Source organism: Psychrobacter sp. ENNN9_III (genome assembly GCF_001462175.1).
In the GTDB taxonomy this organism is placed as follows: domain Bacteria; phylum Pseudomonadota; class Gammaproteobacteria; order Pseudomonadales; family Moraxellaceae; genus Psychrobacter.
Map to the genome: position 1 here is coordinate 1 of NZ_LNUO01000210.1, position 1,927 is coordinate 1,927.

Consider the following 1,927-nt stretch of genomic DNA (forward strand, 5'->3'; position numbering starts at 1 on the left):
GCTCATCAGCTTTCTCATTGCCTGCGTGTCCAGCATGACCTTTAACCCAGTGCCAATCAACATCGCGTGCTTGACAAAGATTATCCAACTGTTGCCACAAGTCTTGATTGGCTACAGGCTTTTTGCCTGCAGTTTTCCAGCCACGTTTTTTCCAACCTTCAATCCATTGGGTAATGCCGTTTTTAACATAACTAGAGTCGGTCCAAATCTCAAGCTTTAAATCGCGTGGGCTATGCTCTAGAGCTTTTATTGCGCCCATTAGCTCCATACGATTATTAGTGGTTTCTTTATCGCCACCGTATAGATCTTGCGTACGTCCATCACTAAAGATAAGGTGCGCGCCCCAGCCACCGGCGCCAGGATTACCTTTACAGGCACCATCAGTATAAGCGACGGTAGTATTTGCTTTCACGGCTAGCGGATCAGCCGCATTTTGCTGACTTGCGCTAAAAACATTTGTACTAGAAGTGTAGGATGATAGAGCAGGATTGTCTGACATAAAAATCTAATAGCCTAATAGATAGTTAACGTACGATAAACAGATATATTATTCGCCTTGCAAGCTCAGTTCTATAGAGCCTCTGCGCTATTTATTTAATTTATTTATATCTATACTATCGAGCTTGACTATAGTTTAACTGAGAGTATAACTGGGATTAACGCGCTTGATTATAGCAAATCCATTAGCAATATGCGCCATCGCTCGCCACAAAACTGTAAAGCTAAATATCAAAACAGAAAGGGAGTTGTTTTCTGTTAAAATGAGCCTGATGAGAGCACAGCTTTTCAGTTGAAACTGAATGCACATGCCTCAGTCCCTTTTAACGCAGGATGACATTATCATGCTCAAGCGCTCAGACGTTATTTGCAAAAGACTTACCTTGTTAGTGGTTAGCGGTATCACTTGTAGTGCGCTATTGCTAGCAGGTTGTAATGATAGCAGTACGACCGTGGTGAAAGATGCGGCAAAGACCGAAACGGATTTATCTATATTTGAAGGCTGCTATACCGTCAGCAGTGATGAGCCTGCCCAGATTAAGGTCAGTCAGCAACAAGGCAGATGGGTTATGCAGATGAAGGAGCCTGCAACTGCCAAGCGTGTCTGGGATACTGCTGAACCGTTAGAAGAGCTTGATAATAGTGAGATACCTAAGTTTTTCTCCATTGATCCTGACAATGTCGATGCAGTTATTGGACGTCCTGATAGAGTGTTGGTCATGGCACATGTCAAACCTGTTTATGCCAATATCGATCCATTACTTGATAGTGAGTATTTGTCCTACATCTATAAGGGCGCAAATACGATTTATCGGGTAGAGTGTGATGAGGTCAATACTGATATTTTAGCCAATCCCCATGCCGATATTGTCATCGATAACGTTGGGCCGAGTACTAAAAGTCTTTGATAGCAAACAGTATTTATTATAGGTTTGTTGGACAGTAATATAATATGTTCTGCCAGTTATTTAGTAATAGAGTCAGATAATATGAATTTTTTAAGTTATGTCGTTTTGGGCGGTTTGTCTTATGCCGCTGGTTGGGCGATACGTATATATATACTTGGTAAACAACCTAAGCCTGCGCAGCCCTATGGTTTAAAACATCCTGTCATCTTAGGGTATCTGGGCGCGTTTTTTATTATTATGCTTATTGTCTCTTGGTTGATTGGACGCTATCTACTTGGTCACGTCACGATTGACTTACCCTTTATCATTATTAACAGTCTGGTTGCGACATTCGTATACTCATTTGGTCTCAACCCAGAAAACGCCAATTATGAGGTACCTGATTGATGGTTAGTGATCACTCACTAATGTTGGTTTACTAGCTTTAAACTTAATGCACATAAAACACGGTCAGTGATGAACTCATTGACCGTGTTTTTTATGATTCAGTGATGAACTCATTGACCGTGTTTTTTATGATT

The 1,927-nt window shown here is 41.3% G+C and carries 3 protein-coding genes; 2 read left to right on the top strand and 1 reads right to left on the bottom strand.

Translation table 11 applies throughout. From position 1 onward, the window contains the following. On the bottom strand, positions 1-499 hold a 499-nt coding region (gene rnhA, locus PENNN9_RS12445; RefSeq protein WP_082638098.1), incomplete at its 3' end, for a ribonuclease HI. 307 nt (positions 500-806) lie between these two features. Between rnhA and PENNN9_RS12450 the strand changes: the two genes are divergently transcribed. After that, positions 807-1,406 (top strand): hypothetical protein, encoded by a 600-nt coding sequence (locus PENNN9_RS12450; protein WP_227511827.1) that lies wholly within the window; start codon positions 807-809, stop codon positions 1,404-1,406. Between the two features lie 81 nt (positions 1,407-1,487). Next, entirely contained in the window at positions 1,488-1,793 is a 306-nt protein-coding gene (locus tag PENNN9_RS12455; RefSeq protein WP_058369968.1) for a hypothetical protein, read from the top strand. Positions 1,794-1,927: the final 134 nt, after the last annotated feature.